The following is a 24,173-nucleotide window of genomic DNA, read 5'->3' on the forward strand; positions in this document are numbered from 1 at the left end:
TTTTGAAAGAATTTAAAAAGTTGGTACGGTATTTGTAAGCTGTCCAACAGTTTTAGATTAATAATTAAACAGCATTTAAGAATTTATTACTAAACCATGGCGCCCCCCGTCATGGTTTTCTCTTTTTTAGCTGTTCACGAGCGAAAATTACGAAAGACTTTAACAGTTCAAAAACATATTCACGGAGTTTTAAAAAATCAGTTCATGAAAAATGTAATTCTGAACTTGTTTTTGTAACTTATTCTTCGGTTTTAAATTAATAATTAAAACCATTTATAGTAGATATAGCCATGGCGCCCCCGCGTCATGGCTTTTGCTTTAACTTCGTTACCTCTTCACAATCAACGCTAATCAGTACTGTGGCTGCAAATCAAAGGAAAAATAATACGATTTGTATTCCTTGTTTTCTGCGTTTCCATATCTTTATAAAAAAAGGGGTGGGGTATTCGGTGTAAGCAGAAAATGATTATTTGAAACGGTTAAATACTAGAAATCAAATGAAAAAGTTGCATGCGAATTTCATAAGTCACCACCTGAAACTAAAAAATCGATCGAATGAAGAAATACCTGCCTAAACTTGTTCAGGACGATCCCTGGCTGGAGCCATTTTCAAATATAATTTCCGACAGAATGATTGTGGCCGAGAGAAAAGAAAAAGAGCTGACCGGAGGCAAATCGCTTTATGATTTCGCATCGGGATATCTTTATTTTGGATTACATAAAACTCCACAGGGGTGGACAATGCGGGAATGGGCTCCTAACGCCACGCATATTTATCTGGTGGGCACCTTTAATAATTGGGAAGAACAAGCAGAATATTCTTTTGCTCACATTGGTCACGGGGTATGGGAGCTTAATCTGGCAGAGAGCGCTCTCAGGCATGAAGACTTGTATGCCTTGCACGTGCATTGGTCGGTAAATTTTGGAAAACGCATACCGGCCTGGGCAAAAAGGGTGGTTCAGGATGAAGAAACAAAAATGTTCAATGCCCAGGTATGGGCTCCTGAACAACCTTATGTGTGGAAACATGCCGATTTTGAACGAACCGATGAACCACCTTTGATTTATGAGGCGCATGTGGGAATGGCCGGCGAAGAACCGCGCGTGCATACTTACAAGGAATTTAGAGAACTGATGCTTCCCCGGATCAAGGAGAACGGTTACAACACCATTCAGTTGATGGCCATACCCGAACACCCGTATTACGGAAGTTTCGGCTACCACGTAAGCAGCTTTTTTGCAGCTTCATCGCGGTTTGGAACACCCGACGAACTTCGCGAACTCATCGACGAAGCACACGGTATGGGAATTGCAGTAATCATCGATCTGGTGCACTCGCACGCAGTAAAAAACGAAGTGGAAGGTTTGGGGAAATACGACGGGACCCGTTTTCAGTTTTTTCACGACGGGCCAAAAGGTGAGCATCCTGCCTGGGATTCGTATTGCTTCAACTACGGGAAGAACGAAGTGCTTCATTTTTTGCTTTCGAATATCAAGTTCTGGATGGAGGAATACCGCTTCGATGGATTCAGGTTCGATGGCGTGACCAGCATGTTGTATTTCAACCACGGCCTCGAGATTGCTTTTACCAATTATGGCGACTACTTTAATGCCAATGTCGATCACGAAGCAACCACTTATTTCAAAATGGCGAATAAGCTGATGAAACAGGTGAATCCAAAGTCGATTTCAATTGCAGAAGATATGAGCGGAATGCCGGGTTTGGCTGCGCCGGTGGAATACGGTGGCCTGGGATTCGACTACCGCATGGCGATGGGTATGCCCGATTTCTGGATTAAAGTGATCAAAGAAAAGGCTGACGAAGACTGGGATGTTGGCGATATTTTCTATCAACTCACTTCGAAGCGTCTTGAAGAAAAAGTGGTGAGCTACTCCGAATCACACGATCAGGCACTGGTGGGAGATAAAACCATCATCTTCCGCCTGATTGATAAGGAAATGTATTTCAGCATGCGAAAAGATCAGCCCAATCTGATTGTCGATCGTGGAATTGCCCTGCATAAAATGATCCGGCTTGCTACCGCCAGTTCGGCCGGTGGCGCTTACCTGAATTTTATGGGCAATGAATTCGGCCATCCCGAATGGATTGATTTTCCGCGTGAAGGGAATAACTGGTCCTTTAATCATGCCCGTCGTATATGGAGCATTGCCGATGATCCGGAGTTAAAATTCCACTGGCTCTACGACTTTGATAAGGAAATGGTACAGTTGATTAATGAAAACAGAATTCTAACGGTGCCTTCGGTAGATCTGGTGGTGGATAATAAACCCGATCAGGTGCTGGTATACCACCGCGGACTTTTCCTGTTTGTGTTCAATTTTAGTCCTGATAAATCATACGCTGATTACGGCATCCCATTAGGGGCAGGCAAATACAAAGTGGTGCTCAGTACCGATTCCGGCCGTTTTGGTGGTTTCGACCGGATTGATGAAGAGATTAGTTATTACACCATGCCAAGCGCCGGGGTGAACAGTCAGCACTTCCTGAAATTGTATTTGCCGGCCAGAACAGCGATGGTGCTTAAAAAAGTTGATATTCCAAAGGCCAAGTAAATGGGAGACGCCAAATTTCAGACACGGGTTGCGATTCCGGATTATCAGTGGAAGACGGGCTATCAGTGCAAGAACATTTTTATGGGCTCCTGTTTTACCGAGAACGTGGGACAAAGAATGGAGGACCTGAAATACCCGGTAGATATTAATCCTTTTGGAATTTTGTACAATCCCATGTCGGTCGCAAGTGGTCTGGAACTTTTACTGGCAGCAAAACATTTTTCCGAAAATGATCTTGTCGAACACAACGGATTGTGGCACAGTTTTTCACACCACGGGCGTTTTTCGGCTACCGGTAAAAGTGAAATGCTCGAAGGAATTAATAACAGACTTGAAGCTTCGACAAAATCGTTGAAGGAGGCCGATTTTCTGTTTATTACCTTTGGCACTGCCTGGATCTACCGTTATAATAAAACCGGAAAAGTGGTTTCGAATTGCCATAAAATACCGGCGGCAGAATTTAACCGCGAACGCTTATCTGTAACCGGGATAGTGGCTACTTACAAGGATTTACTACCCCGGATCAGAAAGCAAAATTCTAACCTGAAAGTTGTTTTTACAGTTAGCCCGATCCGTCACTGGAAAGACGGCGCCATCGAAAATCAGCGAAGTAAAGCCACTTTGCTACTGGCCATTGATGAACTTCAGAATCAGTTCCCCGGGTTTTGTACCTATTTCCCTTCTTACGAAATCGTTATGGACGAACTTCGCGACTACCGCTTTTATGCTGCCGATATGTTGCACATTAGCGATGTGGCAATCGATCATATCTGGCAGATATTCGAGGAGAATTTAATTGATGCCGAAAGCAGGCAGCTGGCTAAAAAAGTGTTAAAAATAAGGAATGCTGTTTCACACCGGCCTTTCAATATGAATACCCCCGAATTCAGTAAATTCATTCAGAAATTTTACAAAAACATACTTGAACTCGAGGCAGAATATCCTTATCTTAACTTAAAGTTAGAAAAAGAACATTTTATCCTTCATTTGTAGGATTTGGGAAGAGTTGACTCCAGAAAGTGAGATAAATCATATAATTTTGTTTGTGGAGGTTTAACCTTTCTCTCTAACTTTCTGAATCAATAATTCACACACAATATTTATAGGTTATGCATTACCTCAGTTTTGATCAGGAACAGTTAATCAATCTCGAATATTCGCTCAATAAGGAAATACTGCGCACCAATAAGGCGGGTTCATACCTGTGTACAACGCTGAACGGCTGCAACACGCGTAAGTACCATGGTCTGCTGGTAAGCCCGATTGAAAATTTTGGCGGAGAGAAGCATGTTTTGCTGTCAGCTCTGGATGAAACGGTTATTCAAAACGAAGCCGAGTTCAATCTGGGTATACGGCGTTATCAGGGAGGAACTTACGAGCCCAAAGGCCATAAATACATCAGAAACGTACAATTTGGGAATGTACCTAAAATAACCTATCGTGTAGGAGGTGTAGTGCTGACGAAAGAGCGTTTACTGGTTGAAAAGGAAGAGCAGGTACTGATCAGGTATACACTCGAAGAAGCTAAATCGCCAACCGTGCTGCGCCTGAAACCTTTTCTTGCTTTCCGGAATATTCACGCGCTGAGCAAGGCCAACATGTTTGTGAATACGCATTATCACAAAGCCGACAGCGGAATTTCAGTCAGATTGTACGAGGGCTATCCCGATCTGTTTATGCAAACCAGTAAAACTGTCGATTTTGTTCCCGTACCCGATTGGTATTACAATGTTGAATACCTGAAAGAATTAAACCGGGGTTATGATTATCTCGAGGATTTGTTTGTGCCGGGTTACTTCGAGTTCCCCCTGGCAAAGGGTGAATCAGTAATTTTTGGCGCCGGATTAAAGGAAGTGAAATCGGTTTCTTTAAAACAAAGGTTTACACGCGAACTGAAGAAAAGAGGGCAAAAAGAAACTTTTTCCAGTTCGCTTGAACATGCAGCCAAACAGTTTGTCATGCACAAAAAGAAAACGGCCGAGATCATTGCCGGCTTTCCCTGGTATGGAAGCATTACCCGGCAAACATTTATTTCGTTGCCGGGGCTTTGTTTGTCGCTCAAAGATCGGAACCTGTGCGCTACTATCCTTGATTCGTACCTGAAATATTTCAACGATGGTTTTTTCCCTGATAATATTGGTGACGGCGAACTCACTTATCATTCGGCTGATACCTCGTTGTGGTTTATTTGGGTGGTTCAGCATTGTTACAAAAAGAGGGGAAATCCGGAACAGACCTGGAAAATCTACGGGCCGGCCATTAAACGCATTTTGGAAGGTTACAGAGAATCGAAGTTGGGTTATGTTGAAATGACCAGCGACGGTTTAATCCAGGCAGCCAAAGATGATGTTGCACTTACCTGGATGGATTCCTATATTCTCGGTCACCCGGTTGTACCCCGGGCAGGAATGCCGGTTGAAGTGAATGCGCTGTGGTTTAATGCCATTTGCTTTGCTCTTGATCTGGCAGATATGGCCGGTGATATGGATTTTATTGAAGAATGGAAAGATATGGTTGAGAAAGTAGCCCGGTCGTTCCTGAAAACATTCTGGAGCGATGGACATGCTTCGTTAGCCGATTACGTATTCGACGGACAGGCCGACTGGGCCGTGAGGCCAAATATGGTAATAGCTGTTGCGCTCGATTACAGCCCACTTTCAAAAGAACAACAAAAACAGGTACTCAGTGTAGCCAAACGTAAATTGCTCACCAACCGTGGCTTGAGGTCTTTATCGCCAGATCACTTGCGGTACAAAGGCAGCGTGAGAGGGAATCAGCAGGAGCGTGAAGCAGCGGTACATATGGGAGCGGTTTATCCCTGGTTGTTGCAGTTCTTTGTCGAGGCCTACCTCAAGATTCACAAAAGAGGGGGACTTCCTTTTGTGAAGCAGATTGTGGAAAGTTTCGAACAGGAAATGACCGAAAATTGTGTGGGTACCGTTTCTGAAATGTACGACGGAAACCCGCCACACAGCGGAAAAGGAGCTTTATCGCAGGCCTGGAATGTTGCCGGGGTATCATATGCTCTGAACCTGATTCAGAAATACAGGGAGTAGTAGAAAAGGGGAAGGATTTTTGGGGAGGAAAACAGAAAACTAAAATTAGTAAACATGAAAATACTAATGTTTGGATGGGAATTTCCACCGCATATCTCAGGAGGCCTGGGGACAGCTTGCTACGGCCTTACCCGGGGGCTTTCGGAGATAAAAGATTTGGAAGTAACCTTTGTTGTGCCCAAAGCCTTTGGCGATGAGGAACAGACGGCCATGAAACTGATTGGAGCTAACAATATCCCGATAAACAGGAAAGAGATATTTTTGAAAGAAGGCAGTAAATCGATGGATTACATCGAAGTGGATTCGTTGATTGTTCCCTATGTTGGAGAAGAAGAATTCTGGAAGCAGAAGAGCAAAAAATATCCGCGTTCTACACGCTTTGTTGAAACCAACGATGGTGTTACCGTTAATTTTAGCGGAAGCTATGGTGACGGCTTGTTACAGGAGATAAAAAATTACGGTCTGGTGGCCGAAATAATTGCTGCCACTACCGATTTCGATATAATCCATGCCCACGACTGGCTGGCTTATCCGGCAGGGATAGCAGCCAAACAAGTGAGCGGAAAACCCTTGGTAGTTCATGTGCATGCTACCGATTTCGATCGCAGTGGCGGAAGTGTCAATCCGAATGTCTATTCCATCGAACGCGAAGGAATGGAAATTGCCGATAAAGTGATCACCGTAAGCAATCTGACACGCGATACTGTAATTAATAAATATGGTGTTGATCCTGAAAAAGTGAAAACCGTGTACAATGCGGTTGAACCCGTTGACGATGAACCCGGAACATTGCCACCCAAAGGAATCGACGAAAAAGTGGTGACTTTCCTGGGAAGGGTCACGATGCAAAAAGGTCCGGAGTATTTTATTGAGGCAGCCAGTCTGGTACTTCGTAAAATGAACAACGTGCGTTTTGTAATGGCAGGCAGCGGAGATATGCTCGATGCCATGATCAACCGAACTGCTGAACTTGGTATCGCCGACAAATTCCATTTCACCGGCTTTCTCAAAGGTTCCGATGTTAACGATCTCTTTAGAATGACCGATGTGTTTGTAATGCCTTCGGTTTCTGAACCATTCGGAATTGTACCGCTTGAAGCCATGCAGTTGAAAGTACCGGTTATTATTTCGAATCAGTCGGGTGTTGCCGAAGTTTTGGAAAATGCGATTAAAATCGATTTCTGGGACACCTTCGCCATGGCCGATTCCATTTATGGAATATTAAACTATGCCTCGCTGGCAACGTATTTTAAGGAAGAAGGAAAGCACGAAGTCGATGAACTACGGTGGTTAGATTCGGCCTTAAAAGTGAAAAATATATACGACCAGGTGTTAACCTGATAATTATAATTCAGCAAGATGAAACGACCATTGAATAATAATTATTTGAATAGAAGAAACGAATATCGAAGAATACTTTTAATGTACAGTGCCATGACTGAGGGAGTTACATCGAATTCCATTGAAAACATACAATTTTAATGAGATGAAATCAATTTGCTTATTTTTTCAAGTTCATCAGCCATTCAGGCACCGTCGTTACCGTTTTTTCGATATTGGTAACGACCACTACTATTACGACGATTATTCAAATGATGCCATTTTGCGAAAAGTGGCGGATAAATCCTATCTCCCGGGAAATAAATTATTATTGGAGCTGATTGATAAACTGGAAGGGAAGTTTAAGGTTTCGTTTTCGATAACCGGAACAGCGCTCGAACAATTCGAATTATATGCCCCCGAAGTGCTCGATTCGTTTCGCGATCTGGCCAAAACAGGCTGTGTTGAGTTTTTGTCGGAGACCTATTCTCATTCCTTATCCTCGTTAAAGGATGAAAATGCTTTTAAGGATCAGGTAAAACAACATAGCGAAAGGATTTTCGGTTTGTTTGGACAAAAACCGCGGGTTTTTCGAAATACCGAAATGATTTATTCGAACGAAATTGGAGAGTTGATTTCGAAAATGGGATACACGGCCATACTCACCGAGGGAGCTAAACAGGTGTTAGGCTGGAAAAGCCCGAATTTCGTTTATGTAAATGCACTTAACCCGCGCCTAAAGGTTTTGATGCGCAACTTTAAACTCAGCGACGACCTTGCTTTTCGTTTTTCAAACGGCAACTGGTCGGAATTTCCGCTAACGGCTGAAAAATATATTGGTTGGCTAAACCGTCTCGATAAAAGCGAGGAGGTGGTAAACCTGTTTTTAAGCTATGAAGCCTTTGGAGAACGCCAGCCTGCTGAAAGCGGTATATTCAATTTCCTGGAAGCTTTTGCTTCTCAGGTTGTAAAAAGCGATGAGTTGAAGTTTGCAACTCCATCAGAAGTAGTTGAGAAGCTGCAACCAGTTTCAGTGGTAAACGTTCCGGAATCAATATCCTGGGCCGATGAAGAGCGCGACCTTACTGCCTGGTTAGGTAACGGCATGCAAAAAGAAGCCTTCAATAAACTTTACGAGCTCAGTTCGAGAATGAAGCGATGCACCGATGAGAATCTGCTTAAGGATTGGAATTACCTGCAGGTCAGTGATCATTTTTATTACATGTCGACCAAGCATTCGCTCGACGGTAATCCGAACCGCCAGCAAAATCCTTTCGATTCGCCCTACGAAGCTTTCATCAATTACATGAATGTACTGAGTGATTTTAAGATTAGGTTAAATGCTGTTGAGCCTGAAAATGAAACAGAAAGCGAAATTGCCATCCTTCAACGGATTATTCAGGAAAAAGATGAAAAACTGAAAAAGCTGGAAGCCGACCTGAGTCGCCTGCAGAAGCCTAAAAGGCCAAGAAATCCCAGATCAAAAAAGAGCTGATATTTTGAACATTGAGTTAAAACAGGACCAATCCTATAAAATTGTGTAAATAACAGTAAGTCAAAATAAAAATTAATTTTGCATTCCTTTTTCTGAGGGTTCAGAACAATGAACCAATAACACAGAAGTCTGTTTCAGAATAGAATTTAAGATGCATAGTTGTTAGTTATTAATTTAATATCCGAAAACAATGAGTACTGAAAAATTAAGATATATCCCGACTCCGGAAATAGAGATGCCTGAGTGGAAAAAAATTAGTGTTGATTCGAACCTGCCTGACAGTTTGCAACCCTTGCGCGAGCTTTCGAAAAACCTTTGGTGGGTTTGGAACAGCGATGCGAGAGACTTGTTTCGTGCGATCGATGAAGAAATTTGGGAAGAATGTGAACACAATCCAATCCTCCTGCTCGACAGGGTAAGTTACAACCGCCTTATCGAGCTTACCAAAGATGAGGAGTTCATCGCCAAAATGCACCATGTCTACAATTCGCTGAATGCTTACCTCGAAGATAGAAAAGCACTGGAAGGACCTGAAATAGCCTATTTTAGTATGGAGTATGGTCTGCACGACAGTTTGAAAATATTCTCCGGAGGATTGGGAATTCTTGCAGGTGATTACCTGAAAGAGGCCAGCGATTCAAAAGTAAACCTGATTGCTGTTGGCTTGCTTTACCGTTACGGATACTTCAAACAAACCTTGAACCTGCACGGCGAGCAAATGGCCAATTATGAGGCGCAGCAATTCACTAAAATACCGGTTCAACCTGCCGTTGATAAGGACGGAAATTGGGTAAGTGTTGAGGTTGAGTATCCCGGCCGTAAAGTTGTTGCGCGTGTATGGCAGGTGAATGTAGGTTCCGTAAAACTGTTTCTACTCGATACCGATCATCCCGGAAACAGCGATGAAGACCGTTTTGTAACACACCATCTTTATGGTGGCGATAATGAAAACCGTTTGAAACAGGAAATGCTGCTTGGTCTGGGAGGTATTAAAGCTCTGAAAAAATTGGAATACAACTCCGATATTTATCACTGTAACGAAGGGCATGCAGCCTTTATAGGTATCGAGCGGATCATCAATATAATCAGCGAACAAGGACTGTCTTTTGCCGAAGCGCAGGAAGTGGTTCGCGCTTCAACAGTATTTACTACGCACACCCCTGTTCCTGCGGGTCACGACTCCTTCCATAACGACATGTTCAAGCATTATATGGGCGGATTCCCGGATAAATTGGGATTGAAATGGGAAGAGTTTGATATGCTGGGTAAAGCGTTTAAAACCGAAGATCATTTTAACATGAGCTACCTGGCCAGCAACTTGTCGCAGGGAATTAACGGTGTGAGTATGTTGCATGGCGATGTTAGTAAAGAAGTGCTTAAAAACCTGTATCATGGCTATCTTCCGGAAGAACTCGAAATTGGTTACGTAACCAACGGTGTCCACTATCCGTCGTGGACGGCACCTGAATGGAAACAGGTTCATAAACGCTATTTCGGAGAGAACTTCCCGGCTAACCAGTTGGATTTTGATGTTTGGAAAAACATATACAATGTTCCCGATCAGGAAATCTGGGAGCTTCGTAAAACACTGCGTTTGAAAATGATCAATTACGTGAAGCAGCGTTTTACCAACAACTGGATCAAAAGGAATGAGAATCCAAAAATTATTACCGAAATTTTGGGTAAACTCAATCCAAACGTGCTTACCATTGGTTTTGCGCGAAGGTTTGCTACCTATAAACGTGCGCACCTCCTATTTCGTAACCTCGATCGTTTGGCAAAGATTGTAAACAATCCCGAACGACCGGTACAGTTTATTTTTGCAGGCAAAGCTCACCCGGCCGACAAAGCCGGGCAGGATTTGATCAAATACATTGTTGAAGTATCAAAACAACCTGAATTCCGGGGAAAGATTTTGTTTGTACAAAATTACGACATCAACCTGGCAAAGATGCTGTTACAGGGAGTTGACGTTTGGATGAACACACCAACTCGTCCGCTGGAAGCATCTGGTACCAGTGGTGAAAAAGGCGTGATGAACGGAACCTTGCACTTCTCTGTACTCGACGGATGGTGGGTTGAAGGTTATCGCGAAAATGCCGGTTGGGCCTTACCTGCCGAGCGTGCTTACGATGTGCAGGACTTCCAGGATGAACTGGATGCTGAAACCATTTACAATATTCTTGAAGAAGAAGTTGTGCCGGCTTATTACGATCGAAACATGGGCGACATTCCTGAAAGGTGGATTGGTTATGTAAAAAATACAATTGCCCAGGTGGCTCCTGATTTTACAACCGGAAGGATGATCCGTGATTATCAGGATCGTTACTATAATCCGCAGTTTGAACGTTCGAAGCGTGTAATTGCTGACGATTATAAAATGGCCAAAGAATTAGTGGCCTGGAAAGAACACATCATCTCGAAATGGGGGGGAGTGAAAGTGAAGAAAGTTGAAATGGTGGAAGGTTTCACAACCAGTTTTGTGATGGGCAACGATTATCCGGTGAAGGTGAAAGTCGACCTGAACGGATTGTCGCCAAAAGAGGTGGGAGTAGAATTGGTAATTACTGAAACCAGTGAAGAAGAAGGCACCAAAATATTTGATGCCTGGGAATTTGAACCAACAGGTTGCGAAGGAAATCTTTGTACTTATGAATACCTGGTAAAACCCGATCATCCGGGATCATTCAATTACAGTTTCAGGTTGTTCGCTAAAAACGAAAACCTGCCACACCGCCAGGATTTTAAATACATCAAATGGATTTAATTTTAAATTAAGTATACAGCAAGGTGCCATTTGGCACCTTTTTTTATGTCGTAAAATGTGGCAGGTTTAAGGAATCGGTATATAATCTGAAAATCGATATGGATTGATTGACAAAGATTTTTTTCAATTCATTCAAACTGTTATTTTTACTGCTCAATAAAAAAACCGATTACTTTTAAGACAGTTGCAGCGGTTTTCCCTGGGATTTTTGTGCACGCTTATAAGTTAATGCTTAAAGGAATTCTTATGAAGAACAAAAAAAGAATAGGTAAGAAGATAAAGGATTTTAGAGAGTTTCGTCAGATTAGCCGTGAAGACCTGGCATTAAAAGCAAATCTCGATCCGGTTCAGTTGGAAATGATCGAAGAAAAGGGATCGGTTCCTTCACTAGGGCATCTAATAAAAATTTCCAGGGCCTTTGGCGTGCGAATTGGTACCTTCCTCGATGATCAGGAAAAAATCGGTCCTGCTATCGTAAAAAGAGGAGAGGAGCAGGCAGGGTTCAGTTTTTCAACAAAAGATGAAACGGCGCGTGAACATCTCAACTTCTTCTCACTGGCTCAGGCAAAAGCCGGAAGACACATGGAGCCTTTTATCGTAGAAATTGAACCAACAGCAGAATCTGATTATAAATTGTCGTCGCACGAGGGTGAAGAATTCATGTATGTGCTTGAAGGCAGAATAGAGATCAATTATGGCAAAGAGATATACCAGCTCGAACAGGGCGACAGTATTTATCTCGATTCAATAGTGGCACACAATGTACATGCAGTTGCCAACGAAAAAGCCAAGTTGCTGGCCGTTGTTTACACACCGGTTTAACCATAAACAGAAGCATTATGCAGCTACTCGATTATACCCTTGGCCAGATGCTCGAAAAATGGGCCTACGAAACTCCCGACCAGGATTTTATTGTTTATCCCGACCGCGATCTGCGTTTTTCGTACAAACAATTTAACGATCGGGTAGACCAGTTGGCAAAAGGTTTATTATTTATAGGGATTAAACCCGGCGACAAAGTAGGAATATGGGCCAAAAATGTTCCTGATTGGACAACGTTGATGTTTGCGACTGCAAAAATCGGCGCAATTCTGGTTACCATTAATACCAATTATAAACTGCACGAACTCGACTTTCTGCTGCGTAATGCCGATATCCATTCTTTGTTTCTTTTTGAAGGATATCGTGACAGTGATTATGTGCAGATGATCTTTGAGTTGGTTCCCGAATTGAAAACTCAAGCACGTGGCGAGTTAAAAAGCGAACGTTTTCCGGAACTCAAAAATGTAGGTTTTATCGGTCAGCAAAAGCACCGTGGAATGTACAGCACTGCAGAGTTGATCTTGCTGGGTACTCATATTGATGACCTGGAGCTGGAGAGTGTAAAAGAAACGGTGAATTGTCACGATGTGGTGAATATGCAGTACACTTCGGGAACAACAGGCTTTCCGAAAGGAGTAATGTTGTCACATCATAACATTGTGAACAATGGTTTTGCTACAGGCGAATGCATGAAGTACACACGCGATGAACGTTTGCTGGTATGTGTTCCGCTGTTCCATTGCTTTGGATGTGTGCTTGCCGTGTGCGCCATTGTTACTCACGGGGCAACCATGGTGCTTACCGAAGATTTCGATCCGCTAATGGTTTTGGCTTCGGTTCAAAAAGAAAAATGTACGGCACTTTACGGTGTCCCTACTATGTTTATAGCAGAGTTGAATCATCCCATGTTTGAGATGTTTGACCTGTCGAGCCTGAGAACTGGAATCATGGCAGGTTCTCCCTGTCCGATCGAAACCATGAATCAGGTGATGGACAAAATGAACATGAAGGACATTATTATTGTGTATGGTTTAACTGAGTCGTCGCCCGGAATGACGGCCACGCGAACACACAATTCCCCTGAAGTTCGTTCGACAACCGTTGGATTTGAATATCCGAATGTTGAAGTAAAGATTGTGGATCTCGAGACCGGTGAAGATTGTGAAACGGGAAAACAGGGAGAAATTTGTTGCCGTGGTTACAATGTAATGAAGGGTTACTATAATAATCCTGAAGCTACAGCAAAGGCCATCGACGATAATGGTTGGTTGCATTCGGGCGACCTGGCAGTAAAAACACAGGAAGGCTTCTACAAAATTACCGGACGTATTAAAGATATGATCATCCGGGGTGGTGAAAATATTTACCCGCGTGAAATAGAGAATTACCTGTACGGAATGCCCGAGATTGAAGCAGTTGAAGTGGCTGGTGTTCCGAGTAAAAAATATGGTGAAGCAGTTGGTGCATTCATCAAATTGAAAAAGGGGCAGACCCTGACTGAGGCTGACGTGCAGGATTTCTGCAGAGGCAATATTTCCCGTTTTAAAATTCCTAAGTACATTTTTTTTGTTGATGAGTTCCCGATGACTGCCAGCGGTAAAATTCAGAAATATAAATTAAGCGAGCTTTCGCTTGAACTTTGCAAGCAAAAAGGCATTGAAATAATATAATTGAAAGCCTGGATTTATTTCCGGTAATGATTGTATTTTCCAAATTTCACCGGGCTAATATAAAACATATTTGTTCGGCTGTAATTCGCTGTAATACTGACTTTCATCATTTTTACACCCTGCGAAAACAATCAACTTTGCAGCGAAATAGTTATGAGCAATTTTTATAGATTTTTTAACCCATTTTACGAAGGGTAATAATTAGACAGCGCAGTAAAAAAGGCCAACCGTCAATTGACAGTTGGCCTTTATATTTACCCAAAAACTATTTTATCTTTGCAACAGAAAATTCAATTCTTATGGCAAAATACAAACGTATTTTATTAAAACTTAGCGGAGAGTCGCTAATGGGCGACCAACAATATGGTATCGATCAACAGCGACTGAGCGATTACGCTGAAGAAATCTCAGAAATAGTTAAGGGAGGTACGCAGGTCGGCATTGTAATTGGTGGTGGCAATATTTTTCGCGGACTTAGTGGGGCAGCCAAAGGTTTCGACCGTGTAAAAGGTGACCAGATGGGGATGTTGGCAACAGTGATCAATAGCCTGGCACTGAATTCTGCTCTGGTAAATGCAGGTGTAAAGTCAAAAGTACTAACAGCCATAAGAATGGAACCCATTGGTGAATACTATTCGAAAGATAAAGCCGTTGAGTTATTGGAGAGAGGTGAAGTGGTAATTATTTCTGCAGGTACGAGTAATCCGTATTTTACGACAGATACAGCAAGTGCGCTGCGCGGAATAGAAATTGAAGCAGATGTGATGCTGAAAGGAACCCGGGTTGATGGTATCTATTCGGCCGATCCGGAAAAAGATTCTTCGGCAACCCGTTTCGATGAAATAAGCTTTGACGAGATTTATGCCAGAAATCTTAGAATTATGGATTTGACGGCAACCACTTTATGTAAAGAAAATAATTTGCCGATCCTGGTATTCAACATGGATCAAAAAGGTAATTTAAAGCGAGTTATGCAAGGTGAACCAATTGGAACTATTGTGCATAACTAGAGGAATCTTATTTTAACTCGCAATAAATTATTTAAAAAATTTTCAAGTATTTATATTTTTTCTATATTTGCTAACAGTCCTTGGTTGGAAACTCAGTGTTTTAACGAATGCAAGAAGAAGTAGATTTTGTTTTAGACGTTTGTAAGGAGAAGATGGAGGGGGCAGTTGAACACCTCGATAAAGAGTTGGCTCATATTAGAGCCGGAAAAGCAAGTCCAGCCATGTTAGACGGCGTTCTCGTTGAATATTATGGAAGTCAAACACCTTTAAATCAGGTGTCGAATGTAAGCACACCGGATGCGCGGACAATTGCCATTCAGCCCTGGGAGAAGAATCTGATCCCGGAAATCGAAAAGGCAATTATCAACTCAAATCTCGGGCTTAATCCGGATAATAACGGTGAGATCATTCGATTAAATGTTCCGGTACTTACCGAAGAGCGAAGAAGATCGCTGGTAAAACAGGTTCATGGAGAAGGTGAAAAGGCGAAGATAAGTGTTAGAGGGGCAAGAAAAGATGCCAACGACAGCTTAAAAAAGCTTCAGAAAGATGGTTTATCCGAAGATTTGGAGAAAGATGCTGAGGCTGATGTTCAACAAATGACTGATGCTTATAATAAAAAGATTGATGCTTTAGTGGAAGCTAAAGAAAAAGATATTATGACAATATAATTGTTTCTAGTTTTCTGTTTTCTGAACATTGTTTAATTGTTTTCATGGCTTTGAGGCAGCTTGTAGAAGCTGCCTTTTTTTTGTCCTTTTTTTCGGGATTATCTTCTTTTGAAATAGTAACTTTTCTTTTCCGATCGCACATCATAGGTAAATACTTCCCTGTGTCTGTAAAAGATTGAAAGTAGTCCAATATCTCCCGCACAAAAGAAACTATGTACAGCCATAATCATGATCATCAGATAGAATACCGGAGAGTTGAAAAAAATTAGCAGACCTATTATTGTTAATATTTTCACCACAACCAAAGGAGCTAATGCGATCAATTCGAATTGCGACTTGTTCAGTACGTGTTGGTCAGCTTCAGCATAAAAAATGAATTTTCGAAAATAAGCCCCGTAATAAATTTTTTCTGCCCCGGTTAATTTAAGTGCTAAACCGTGTAATAATTCATGAATGGGAATAAGCAGGGTGAAGCAAAATAGCAGGGCAATTCCGCTGAGAATTAAGGGCTCGTTTATACCGTGGTATGCCATTACGATAGAACGGGTCACGAAAAATATTCCAGCTAACAACATAATCACCTGGTACACCATAAAAGCAGTAATTATTTTACCGCCTGTAGCCAGTTGTTCCAGAACAAATTCTTTGATGGTAGCATGTTCCAGTTCTGCTATCAACTCAAATTGTTCCCCGTCGAGTAATTCTTCAATTGTAGGATTTGACATACCTATTCGTAACGGATTATCTTATAAAGGTCTTTCAGATTAAAAAGTTTAATTAGAACGGCAAAAACTACCGAAGCCAGAATCATAGTCAGATAACCGGTGAACCAGTGGCCGATATTTTTAGAGAATGTTCCGACAGCGAAAACTACACCTATGAAAATCAGAATCTGAAATACATACCTGAAGTTGGTCTGAAGTCGAAAAATTTTAACCGCAAGAAAGAGTTGTACGCCACCTGTGAAAAGCTGTGTGACCAGGCTGGCATAGGCTGATCCGAATGCCTGGTAGCGCGGAATTAAAACGATATTTAGAATCAGGTTAATTACCATGCCGGTGAAGGCCATAATGTTGAGTTGTTTCAAACTACCATTTGCCGTTAACAGCGTTCCAAAAATGTAGGTGGTAGCGATTCCGATAAAACCCGTCATAAGAATACCCAGAATATCAGCATATTCTCCGGTGTCGGAAGTGTACAATGCATCCATGATTTCGCCGGAATAATAGATGCTTGAAATGGCCAGAATAATGGCCGGCACAATTAGCAAGGTAAACGATAGTTTTACCATTTGCCCAACATGCTTCTTCTGTTTGAGCATTTTCGAAAAAATGGGAAGCAGTAATCCGGCAAACAAAACGCCGAACATCGAAACGGCATCGAGCAAACGGAAAGCCTGGGCATAAATACCAGCCTGTTCCTTACCCAGTGGGTGAGGCAAGAGGCGTTCGAGCATCACCGAATCGATCCGGTTATAAAACGACATCAGCAAAATCAGCAAGGCATAGGGATATGATTTTCGGAGGAAAACCATAAAGAATGCGGGGTTAAACTGAATTTGTATTCTACCCGATTTTTGGAGTACTATAATCATCGTAATAAGTGCAGTGATGGCATAGGCAATCGTCTGTGCATAAACAAACCAGTTGATGGTAAATTCAATTTTGAAAACATTCGTGAACAGCAAAAGACTGCAAATAATGATCATCAAACTGCGGTCGAGTACCGAGATCAGGCTGTCGGTTCTGAAGAGGTGAAGGGCGCTGATATTTGACCGGAGGTAAAGTGTGAATGAAATGAGAAACTGATTAAAAACCAGGAAGACCAGCAAATGAAACTGTACTTTATTATATCCAATAATTGCAGCGACACCAAAGGTAAAAACAGCATAAACAATCGCCAGCAGGAACTTCAAACTAATAATGTGCGACAGGTGCTTTGGTAAAAGGAAGTTGTGCTGCGCAATGTTTCGGTTGTTAAAATTGGTGATTCCAACATCGAGCAAAATATTCAGCAACATCGAAAAGTTGAACAGGGCAAAATATAAGCCGTAGGTTTCGTCGCCAACCATATTCTGAACCGTTCTGTCGATACCGAAAATCCAGAATGGTTTGATCAGCAGGTTGAGGAAAAGTAATAATATGAGGTTGGTTACAAATTTACGTTTCAAAACGCCAGGATAAGTTATTTGCCGTACTGTAATTAACGCCTAAAAGTAGCAAATATTGAACAACCCAACTGATAAAATAAATACAAACTTTGTACATTTACGGAAACTTGAATTCTACTCAATGGTTATTGCGGTTAATACGCGTTTACTTTTAAAAGGCAAGCTCGAAGGAATTGGCTGGTTCACTTACGAAACCCTGAAACGGATGACTTTGAACCACCCCGAGCACGAGTTTATCTTCATTTTCGACAGGCCTTATAATCAGGATTATATTTTTGCCGATAATATAAAGCCGGTAGTGATCGGACCACCAACAAGGCACCCGGTTTTGTGGTACCTGTGGTTCGAATTCCAGATACCACGAATATTGAAAAAGTATAAGGTGGATCTGTTTCTTTCGCCCGATGGTTATCTTTCGCAGCGGACAAAAGTTCCTCAGTTGGGTGTGATCCACGATATTAACTTCGTGCACCGTCCCGATGACCTTCCGTGGCTGAAAGCCAAATATTATAACTATTATTTCCCGAAATTCGCGCGTTTTGCTAAGCGCCTGGCAACGGTTTCGTTTTATTCGAAGGAGGACATTAGCCGCTCGTTTAAGGTTGATTACGACAAAATCGACGTGGTTTACGACGGCATCAACCAGATATTTGAACCCATTTCTAAAGAGGAGATCGTTAAAATCAGAGAGAAATATACCGGAGGAGCCGAATATTTCCTATTTGTTGGTGCACTGCATCCGCGGAAAAATGTAAGTGGTTTGCTGAAGGCTTTCGATGCGTTTAAGAGTGTGAACGGCAACAATACAAAATTGGTAGTGGTTGGTGGCGAAATGCATAAAACGGGCGATATTTTTGAGACATACGAGAACATGCGGAATAAAGATGAAGTAGTGTTTACCGGCCGTGTATCAACAAGCGAACTGCACGATATTTTCGGGGCAGCTCTTGCGCTTACGTTTGTTCCTTTTTTCGAAGGTTTTGGTATCCCGATTGTGGAAGCGATGAGCGCCGGAATTCCGGTAATTTGTTCCAATACTACATCAATTCCGGAGGTGGGTGGCAATGCTGTTCTTTATGCCGATCCAATTAAAATTGAACAGATTACCGATGCCATGATCAAAATTCAAAAGGATGTTGAACTGCGCAAAACACTGGTGGAAAAAGGATTTATTCAGAAGAACAAATTTAGCTGGGACGAAACCGCCCGACTGCTCTGGATGAGCGTAGAGAAAGCGTTGCAGTGATCAGTCACAGTTTAAAGTCTCAGTTTGAACTATGGCAATTTATCAGTTTAATAACTGACTTCGATTTTAGAATGATGATTAACGATTTGCGATTTATGAAGTGGCATCAAACAAACTTTTAGCAGAACAGTTGATTTTGAATGGAAGAAAAAGCTTAGCTCGTGGCTTGTGGCTCATAACTAACAACAATGAAGAAACAAAAGCTAGTATCATATTTTAATGAGGGACAGATAGAAGCCGGTTGCGATGAAGCCGGCCGCGGATGTTTGGCGGGGCCTGTTTTTGCTGCCGCGGTTATTCTTCCTCCCTATTTTGAAAGTGAGCTGTTGAACGATTCAAAAAAACTTACCGAAAAACAGCGTTATCAGCTTCGTCCCTTAATCGAAGAACAAGCCATTTCCTGGGCTGTGGTGGCGGTCGATAATCACGAGATTGATGAGGTAAATATTCTGAATGCGTCATTTCTGGCCATGAACCGGGCAGTTCAGAAACTGGAAACAAAACCTGAGCATTTATTAATTGACGGAAACCGTTTTCGTCCGCAAACAAAAATTCCGTATACCTGCATGATAAAAGGCGACGGACGGTTCTATTCCATCGCCGCGGCTTCGGTGCTGGCAAAAACTTACCGCGACGATTTCATGCTGAAAATTCATGCCGAGTTTCCACATTACGACTGGGACCGCAACAAAGGTTACCCCACCAAAAAACACCGCGCCGCAATAAAAGAATACGGGCCTACAAAATACCACCGGATGACATTTCGCCTGCTGGATGAACAGCTGGTGCTGGATTTCTGAAACGCGAAACAATGGCGGGGAAGAATTACTGCAAAATTCTTGCCGCGCATGAAAAGGCCGACGACGTTACCATAACATTCCCTGCTCAATCGACAGGAGGAGCAACGTTACCATAACGTTTGTCGCCCAATTGAAAAGTGAGGCAATGTTACCGTAACGTTTGCCATCCGGTGTAAAAACGAAGCAATGTACCCGGTTCATTAGTGGTTTGAAGCCGGAGATAGTAAAAACCATATTTTTTTAGCGGGCAGGCAACGTTTAACCAACATTCTGCATTTTACTAATGAAAGAAAAACAAACTGACTAAGTGCAGCTTCAAAAAATAATTCATAAGAGCTCGAAAGGAGACCGACGGGCACAAAAGCAGTTTTTCGAACTGTATGCCGATCGTTTGTTTGCCGTGGCCAAACGGTATGCGGTTTCGTATGAATCGGCGGAAGAGGCGCTTTTTCAGGCTTTCCTGAAGATATTTGAAAAATTACCGGATTTCGAGTTTATCAATGAACCTGCACTGGTTGGCTGGCTTTCTCGTATCGTTATCAACCAAGCGTTGATGGACAGACGAAAGGAGCTAAGTACGCTTTACAAACTGGAAACCATCGATGAAGAGCACTATAACATTGCTGGGACAGAAACCGTGGACGATGCCGTTTTAATTGAAGTGGTGAACCGACTTCCCGACGGGTACAAGACGGTTTTTATGATGCATGTGGTTGATGGATATGCGCACAAAGAAATTGCAGAAACGCTGGGGATCTCGGAAAGCACTTCGCGTTCGCAGTTTTTTAAAGCACGGAAATTATTACAAAAGAAATTGAATTACAACTATGGACAAGCTGGAACATAACATACAAAAGGCATTTGAAGAAGATGATGCCGGATTCCGTTATCAGGGGAAAGAGGTCATGTGGAAACAGCTCGACAATTCGCTGGGCACTTCCAAAAAAGTGGCGGCCTGGTGGCGGGTGGCTGCCGTTTTTCTGGGCTTGTTACTTGCAGGTGGCGTTTTTGCCGGACTAAACTACCAAAGGCAGCATGCGGCCGAAATTGCAGAGCTGGAAAATTTCAATTCGCAACTTCAGTTCGAGCTTGATTCCATAAAATCGATACCAACTCAGGTAAAAACAGAAACAAAAATTGTGGAGAAGGTGGTTTACCGCGATCGATTCGTTCAGCAAAAACAAGGAGCAAATGAAACCGACTGGGAGCAAAAATACGTGCAGTTGCAGGACTCAACTGAACACATACTTTTTGAGCAGCATCAAACCTACAAAGAAGAACTCGCAAAACTGACGGCTGATTTACAGGCTGCCCAAACCGAACTTACCGCACTTAAAAATGCAGATAACCCGGAGCAAACAGAGCCTTTTCAATTAAAAAGCGAGCGGGTGGAACTGGGCGTTCAGAAAAAACCGGCGGTAAATAATCCGGAATTGGAAGTCAAAATATTTCCGAAAAACTTCGGCGGCAAAACAAACGACTTAAACAGAACACTTTTTAAAAAATAGCCATGAAAACAATTAAAACCATTGCAATCGTAATTATTCTCACCATTATTTCTCAATCGGCGAATGCTGTAAGCGATATTTTTAAAGGAGATACCATCCGGTACAAATTCGATAAGATGTTGGTGGAGGTGGCAAGTACCAATTTTATAGCGAATAGCCCCGAGAAACTGCAACTGGCAGAAAAAACCGGGCAGCTACAAAAAATTCTTGACCAGCTGGCGATTGTCAGTCCAGCTGAAGATGAGTATGTGCTTATTGAGTATAAAAGTACAAATGACAACCAGTATGTTGAAAACACCAGGGATCTTTCATTGAAAAACCAGAAAAAGAATACGAAGCAGTTGGTCATTTTCGGCGATGGCACCATTTTCGAAAAAGACTTTGGGAAATATTGCCTGCACCTTATTTACCGTGAAATTGAATTCAAAATCTTTGTCGATCAGCCTTCAGATCTGTCTTATTTTTCTTCGGAAGCGTTTAAACAGAAAAGCAAAAGCGGGACAGTTGCATTAGGTGATAAGATAGGTAAAGGCTATCGTAAAAATCCCGTTCAGGCCTGGGTCGATTTACGTGATGATGAAGCGAAAGTTTTTATACAGGAACCAGCGTATAAGCCAATGGATATGCTTATTCTTAGCGGAGGAATTGGCGCCGGTTGGGTAAAAAATACCTTTGTTTCTGATTTCAATTTTCGACTTGGCCTTGGATTCGTGAATCGGGGAATGATGAAGAATATCTACTCCATCGACTGGAGCATGATGTATGATTTTTCCAATTCAAGCGATGACAATTATTTCGATCTGAATCATTTTGTATCCCTGGGTTGGGAACATAACTTTTCGAATTCTCCGTTGGATGAAAAATGGTACGGACTTTCCTTTGGTTACCTCGTCAGTCGAAACAACGATTTCTTCAAAGAAAATACCTTCCGCTTATCGATGAACAAGAAGATCAACAATACATTTTCGGTAAAGCCGGAGCTGTATTTCAACGACTTTTTCAAGAATATTTACCCGGGCATTCGCGTTTCGGTGGCCTTCTAACAAACATTGTTCAAGTCTGAAAGTTATCCCGGAGAAATCCGGGATTTTTACAGTTGGCGGAATTGAATAGCTAATCCTGAATTCGGCCGAATATCAAAATTCAACAACGAAGTGGAATTCACTTCCTGCTTATCAATACGTACTTTTGTAGGAATGTCAATTTCGGGATCGTACGAATAAACAATGGCTTCGTAACTCTTCCCGGTATCCAGAAAAGATAAGTTCAGTTGTAATGCATGTGAATTTTTTCCCGTTAAGGAGCCGAGAAACCAGTCGTTACCCGATTTTCTGGCAACGGTAGCGTAATCAGCAATTTTACCTTCCAACACTTTTGTATCGTTCCAAACCGTTGGCATATTTTTGAAAAATTCCAGTTCAGGAGTCAGTTCAATATAATCTTTGGCTCCGGGAACGCCGCCAATCACATCCGAAGAATTTGGTGGCCTGTCGTACCAGAACAAAAACTGCCACGGGCTGTAAAGCATTACAGCTTTGGCGAGTTGCGACACGTGTCCGCCCATTTTTTCGGTAACTCTTGGGGCAAAGTAACAAATGGTGTTGTCGCCGGCGCCGGCAAGCATGCGTGTAAAAAGCGTGGTAAGTGTGTGCGCATTCGCTGGGCTTTCTTCGTCGCCGCGAATACCTTCCTGCGTCATTAAATTAGGATAAGTGCGCGAAAAACCGGTGGGGCGATATTCGTCATGGATGTCAACCATCAATTCATTTTCAGCAGCTTTTTTTACTGCCTCGTGGAGCCAGGTCGTCCACTCCTGCGAACCCACCTGGACGAACCCATATTTTAAGCCTTTCACTCCCCACGACCGGTAAAGCGGAAGAATCTCATCAATTTGTTTTTCAAGGGCGCGCCGGTTGACATAGAGAATGATGCCAATTCCTTTGCTGTTAGCATAGTCGATTACTTTGTGCAGATCGAGCGGGCCAGGCGAGCGTTTCGGATCGACGGTAATTGTTGTGGCATCCGAGGCATCGTCGTATTCAAGCCCGTACCAGCCGGCATCAAATTCAACATATTGCAAGCCGTTTTCAACAGCAAAATCCACACAGGCAATTCCTCCTTTGGTGGTAAGTGTAACTTCGCGAATGACCTTACCCGATTTTATCCACGAAACATCATCAATTGCGCAGGGATCATTCAGGTTTTGCAGGAAATAATTGTGCTCAAGCAGTTCTCCCGGAGAATCCCCAACCATAATTGTCCGCCAGGGTGTTGTGTACGGAAGCGTGACTGTTGGTTCGTCGTGGAGTGTGGCCACAAGCGTGTTCGCACTTTCTCCTGCCATCAACTTCATGCGCGAAAAATCGATCAGTTTTGCTTCGCCGATTGCCAGGTATTTTTTATCTGCCTCGATCACCAGCGGCCGTTCAACAGGTGCAGCGATCTCGCTTATCGGAACCTTTCGGTATTCGGATTGTGCCCGGTCAGAAACCCAGCATTCATAATCATTTGCCAATTTGAACTCGGTAAGTTCTTTCTGAATAGTAAGTGTCGGATTGTTATCGTCGGAAAGAAAATTCAGATTAAAAGCCACTCCCTCGTTGTACACCCGGAATGTTAGTTCAAATTCCCTCGGAGTTTGGGTAGTTTCCTTTAGTCGAATTACTATTTGATTATATACATCAGGCACTTCAGCGAGTTCTCCGTAAACTGGTGTCCAGCTGTCAGCTACTTTTGTTTTCTGAACTGAAACGATCTTTACATTCGTCCCGATTTTCTCTCCATTTTCAAGTTCGAACCCCAAAAATGAAGGTTGAATAAGGATTTCCCCATCCTGGTTTACTGAATAATAGTTGTTGGATGCTTCGTCGATCCAATAGTCGACTTTTATTTTTCCATCGGGACTTTGTACGGAAACAGAGTTGGAATTGCTGCAGGCAAACAGTGCAAATGCCAGAATAACAAGAATCAGGTTTTTCATGGTTCAGTTTAGTTTATGAACCAAATATCACAAATGTTGCTGAGATTTCAGGAAAGTTTTGGAAAAAATCTGGTGAAATTTCTG

General features: G+C 42.5%; 18 protein-coding genes. 15 read left to right on the top strand and 3 right to left on the bottom strand.

Annotation, left to right across the window (positions count from 1 at the left end; translation table 11 throughout):
• The first annotated feature begins 555 nt into the window (after positions 1–555).
• From HFD85_RS01575 to frr, 10 genes are all read left to right on the top strand, one after another.
• Positions 556–2,574 (top strand): alpha amylase C-terminal domain-containing protein, encoded by a 2,019-nt coding sequence (locus HFD85_RS01575; protein WP_167604849.1) that lies wholly within the window; start codon positions 556–558, stop codon positions 2,572–2,574.
• On the top strand, positions 2,575–3,567 hold the full coding sequence (locus HFD85_RS01580; RefSeq protein ID WP_167604850.1) for a GSCFA domain-containing protein: 993 nt from the start codon (positions 2,575–2,577) through the stop codon (positions 3,565–3,567).
• Between the two features lie 116 nt (positions 3,568–3,683).
• The gene (locus HFD85_RS01585; RefSeq protein WP_167604851.1) at positions 3,684–5,630 is read left to right on the top strand and encodes an amylo-alpha-1,6-glucosidase; all 1,947 of its coding nucleotides are present in this window, start codon (positions 3,684–3,686) and stop codon (positions 5,628–5,630) included.
• A gap of 54 nt (positions 5,631–5,684) precedes the next feature.
• The gene (locus HFD85_RS01590) at positions 5,685–6,971 is read left to right on the top strand and encodes a glycosyltransferase family 4 protein (protein WP_167604852.1); all 1,287 of its coding nucleotides are present in this window, start codon (positions 5,685–5,687) and stop codon (positions 6,969–6,971) included.
• 145 nt (positions 6,972–7,116) lie between these two features.
• A complete protein-coding gene (locus tag HFD85_RS01595) occupies positions 7,117–8,445 on the top strand; it encodes a glycoside hydrolase family 57 protein (RefSeq protein ID WP_167604853.1) in 1,329 nt (442 codons plus the stop codon).
• A gap of 190 nt (positions 8,446–8,635) precedes the next feature.
• Positions 8,636–11,212: an alpha-glucan family phosphorylase gene (gene glgP / locus HFD85_RS01600; protein ID WP_167604854.1), complete on the top strand. Its 2,577-nt coding sequence runs from the start codon at positions 8,636–8,638 to the stop codon at positions 11,210–11,212.
• 246 nt (positions 11,213–11,458) lie between these two features.
• Entirely contained in the window at positions 11,459–12,034 is a 576-nt protein-coding gene (locus tag HFD85_RS01605; protein WP_167604855.1) for a helix-turn-helix domain-containing protein, read from the top strand.
• A 17-nt stretch (positions 12,035–12,051) separates the two neighbouring features.
• A complete protein-coding gene (locus HFD85_RS01610; protein ID WP_167604856.1) occupies positions 12,052–13,704 on the top strand; it encodes an AMP-binding protein in 1,653 nt (550 codons plus the stop codon).
• A 299-nt stretch (positions 13,705–14,003) separates the two neighbouring features.
• Positions 14,004–14,714 (top strand): UMP kinase, encoded by a 711-nt coding sequence (pyrH, locus tag HFD85_RS01615; RefSeq protein WP_167604857.1) that lies wholly within the window; start codon positions 14,004–14,006, stop codon positions 14,712–14,714.
• Between the two features lie 107 nt (positions 14,715–14,821).
• Entirely contained in the window at positions 14,822–15,385 is a 564-nt protein-coding gene (gene frr / locus HFD85_RS01620) for a ribosome recycling factor (RefSeq protein WP_167604858.1), read from the top strand.
• Positions 15,386–15,483: 98 nt separating this feature from the next.
• Here the strand turns inward: frr and HFD85_RS01625 are convergent, their stop codons facing one another.
• A complete protein-coding gene (locus tag HFD85_RS01625; RefSeq protein ID WP_167604859.1) occupies positions 15,484–16,110 on the bottom strand; it encodes a DUF3267 domain-containing protein in 627 nt (208 codons plus the stop codon).
• A gap of 2 nt (positions 16,111–16,112) precedes the next feature.
• Positions 16,113–17,555 (bottom strand): oligosaccharide flippase family protein, encoded by a 1,443-nt coding sequence (locus HFD85_RS01630; RefSeq protein ID WP_167604860.1) that lies wholly within the window; start codon positions 17,553–17,555, stop codon positions 16,113–16,115.
• A 121-nt stretch (positions 17,556–17,676) separates the two neighbouring features.
• On the opposite strand from HFD85_RS01630, the gene HFD85_RS01635 reads away from it, so the two are divergent.
• From HFD85_RS01635 to HFD85_RS01655, 5 genes are all read left to right on the top strand, one after another.
• Entirely contained in the window at positions 17,677–18,801 is a 1,125-nt protein-coding gene (locus tag HFD85_RS01635) for a glycosyltransferase family 4 protein (RefSeq protein ID WP_167604861.1), read from the top strand.
• Positions 18,802–18,989: 188 nt separating this feature from the next.
• Complete coding sequence (locus HFD85_RS01640; protein WP_167604862.1) at positions 18,990–19,601, top strand: ribonuclease HII; 612 nt, start codon at positions 18,990–18,992, stop codon at positions 19,599–19,601.
• Between the two features lie 307 nt (positions 19,602–19,908).
• Positions 19,909–20,448, top strand: coding sequence for an RNA polymerase sigma factor (locus tag HFD85_RS01645; RefSeq protein WP_167604863.1), 540 nt, complete (start codon positions 19,909–19,911; stop codon positions 20,446–20,448).
• The gene (locus tag HFD85_RS01650) at positions 20,429–21,109 is read left to right on the top strand and encodes a hypothetical protein (RefSeq protein ID WP_167604864.1); all 681 of its coding nucleotides are present in this window, start codon (positions 20,429–20,431) and stop codon (positions 21,107–21,109) included. The genes HFD85_RS01645 and HFD85_RS01650 overlap by 20 nt, the downstream gene beginning before the upstream one ends.
• A 2-nt stretch (positions 21,110–21,111) precedes the next feature.
• Positions 21,112–22,152, top strand: coding sequence for a hypothetical protein (locus HFD85_RS01655; protein WP_167604865.1), 1,041 nt, complete (start codon positions 21,112–21,114; stop codon positions 22,150–22,152).
• 47 nt (positions 22,153–22,199) lie between these two features.
• Here HFD85_RS01655 and HFD85_RS01660 read toward each other — a convergent pair whose 3' ends face one another.
• The gene (locus HFD85_RS01660; RefSeq protein ID WP_167604866.1) at positions 22,200–24,089 is read right to left on the bottom strand and encodes a glycoside hydrolase family 97 protein; all 1,890 of its coding nucleotides are present in this window, start codon (positions 24,087–24,089) and stop codon (positions 22,200–22,202) included.
• Positions 24,090–24,173 lie beyond the last annotated feature (84 nt).

Source organism: Maribellus sediminis, assembly GCF_011799805.1.
GTDB classification, from domain to species: domain Bacteria; phylum Bacteroidota; class Bacteroidia; order Bacteroidales; family Prolixibacteraceae; genus Draconibacterium; species Draconibacterium sediminis_A.